This is a genomic window from Bradyrhizobium nitroreducens (assembly GCF_002776695.1).
Lineage (GTDB): Bacteria > Pseudomonadota > Alphaproteobacteria > Rhizobiales > Xanthobacteraceae > Bradyrhizobium > Bradyrhizobium nitroreducens.
In genome coordinates this window covers 6852378-6854763 of the sequence record NZ_LFJC01000003.1, presented here as the reverse complement: position 1 = coordinate 6854763, position 2386 = coordinate 6852378, and the positions used below count along the sequence as shown (strand labels likewise).

The 2386-nt window shown below is 67.3% G+C and carries 2 protein-coding genes; one reads left to right on the top strand and one right to left on the bottom strand.

Annotation, left to right across the window (positions count from 1 at the left end):
- Window positions 1-330: 330 nt before the first annotated feature.
- Window positions 331-1182 (bottom strand): LysR family transcriptional regulator, encoded by an 852-nt coding sequence (locus TSA1_RS32600; protein ID WP_100179901.1) that lies wholly within the window; start codon window positions 1180-1182, stop codon window positions 331-333.
- 101 nt (window positions 1183-1283) lie between these two features.
- Here TSA1_RS32600 and TSA1_RS32595 point away from each other — a divergent pair, with 101 nt between their 5' ends.
- Window positions 1284-2276 (top strand): zinc-dependent alcohol dehydrogenase family protein, encoded by a 993-nt coding sequence (locus tag TSA1_RS32595; protein ID WP_174719179.1) that lies wholly within the window; start codon window positions 1284-1286, stop codon window positions 2274-2276.
- Window positions 2277-2386 lie beyond the last annotated feature (110 nt).

The following is a 2386-nucleotide window of genomic DNA, read 5'->3' as shown; positions in this document are numbered from 1 at the left end:
ACCACAAGACTTGGCGCACAGACCCCGGGCGCCAGGACCACACGATTTTGCCGTACGCCGATCGCACCGGTCGTGTGCGCGACGGCCTTGCTCACAGTTGCCTGCCCTGCAAAACCTCATCGCGCCGATGCCATCGGCGTCCACCGCCGCCCGGCCCGCGTTCGTGACGATCGCGATACGCCCCTCTTCCTTGGGCCGGGTTGCGGCCACACATACGCCCTTTCCGAACTTCGGTAAAGTGGAATATTTTTGTCGACCCGCGTTGACCGGCATCTTGGGTGTTTTGCCCGTCGGGCACCGCAAGGGATGGTGTCGTCGCCCGGATGGAGCCTAGCCGGCCAGCTTCTCGATCACGAGATCGAGCAGCGCGCGCAGGCGGGCGAGCCGCTTCAGATCGCGATGATAGCCGACATAAGTGTCGCGGCCGGGCGGCGGCGCGCCGATGTCGAGCGCGACCAGGCGGCGATCGCTGTCACCGAGCGGGCGCGGCAGCACGGCAAGGCCGCCGCCGCGCGCGCAAAGCTCGGCCTGCACCTGCCTGTTGTTGCTGCGCGAGGCGACGTCCGCATGCGGCAGCATGCGCTTCAGCCAGACCGCGTCCGGCATGTCGGCGAACTCGGCATTCATGGTCACGACGCGAACGCCGCTGCCGTCGCCGGCGCGCGGCGGCTTGCTGCCCCTCCTGCCATAGAGCGCGTAGGGAACGTGCAGCAGCTTTCGCGAGATCACCTCGGGCTCACTGAACGGCTTGATGCGGAAGACCAGATCCGCCTCGCGCCGCGGCAGACTGTAGAGCCGCGCATCGGTCAGAAGCTCCACCGTCACGGCGGGGTGACGCTTGCCGAATGCGGCGATCACCGGCGACAGCATCACCGTGCCGAACCAATCCGACGACGACAGGCGCAGCACACCGTCGAGTTGCGTCTCGGCGCCGGTCGCGTGGCGTTGAAGCGCGAGCGCCTCGTCCTCGATCCGCTCGGCGTGACGCAGCACCGCGGTGCCCTCGTCGGTCAGCACGAAGCCATCCGCCGTCCGCTGGAACAGCGTCTGACCCAACGCCGTCTCGAGCGCGCGAAGCCGCCGTCCCATCGTCGGCTGGGTCTGGCCGATCTTGCGTGCGGCCGCGCCGAGCGTGCCTTCGCGCGCAATCGCCAGGAAGATGCGCAGATCGCTCCAATCCATCGAAAACCTCATACAAAAACGCACGACGATCGTACAACCTTGTTCCTTCTCATGCAAAAATTCATGGACATATTGGAGGCCGACAACGGAGAGAGACGATCATGACGACACAATCGACGATGCGCGCGGCCGTGCTGGAGGCTCACAACACGCCGCTGCGGCTCTCGACCATCTCCACGCCCGAGGTCGGTCCGCGTGAGGTGCTGGTCCGGGTGCGGGCCAGCGGGGTCAATCCGCTCGACACCAAGATCCATGCCGGCGCCGCCGCCCATGCGCGCCATCCGCTGCCGGCGATTCCCGGGATCGATCTTGCCGGGATCGTCGAGCGCACCGGGCGCGAGGTGACGCGGTTCAAGCCGGGCGACGAGGTCTACGGCATGACCGGAGGTGTCGGCGGCGTGCAGGGATCGCTGGCCGAGTTCGCCGCGGTCGATGCCGATCTGCTCGCATTGAAGCCCGCCAATCTCAGCATGCGGGAGGCCGCCGCCCTGCCCCTGATCGTCATCACGGCCTGGGAAGGCCTGATCGATCGCGCGGGCCTGAAGGCGGGCCAGAGGGTGTTGATCCATGGCGGCGCCGGCGGCGTCGGTCATGTCGCGATCCAGATCGCGCGCGCCTTCGGGGCGAGCGTGTTCGCGACGGGCTCGGCGTCGCAGCGCGCCACCATCGAAGGCTACGGCGCGGTGTTCGTCGATCGCGACAGCCCGGTCGAAGCCTATGTCGCACAACATACCGGCGGCCGCGGCTTCGACATCGTCTACGACACCGTCGGCGGCAAGGTGCTCGACGCCTCCTTTGAAGCGGTGCGCCGCTTCGGCCATGTGGTGAGCGCACTGGGCTGGGGGACGCACGCGCTTGCGCCGCTGTCGTTCCGCGCCGCCACCTATTCCGGCGTGTTCACGCTGCTGCCGCTGCTGTCGGGCGAAGGCCGCGCGCACCATGGGGCGATCATGACCGAGGCCACGCGCCTAGCCGAGGCCGGCAAGCTCATGCCGATCCTCGATGCCCGGCGTTTCACGCTGGAGAATGTCGACGAGGCCTATGCGCTGATCAGGGATCACGCTGCCAAGGGCAAGCTGGTCGTCGATGTCTGAGGTGGAGTTCGCAGCCCGGATGGAGCGAAAGCGTAATCCGGGGTTCTCTCAGAATGAATACAGGGGTCCCGGATTGCACTGCGTTCCATCCGGGCTACGGGGAAGTGCCC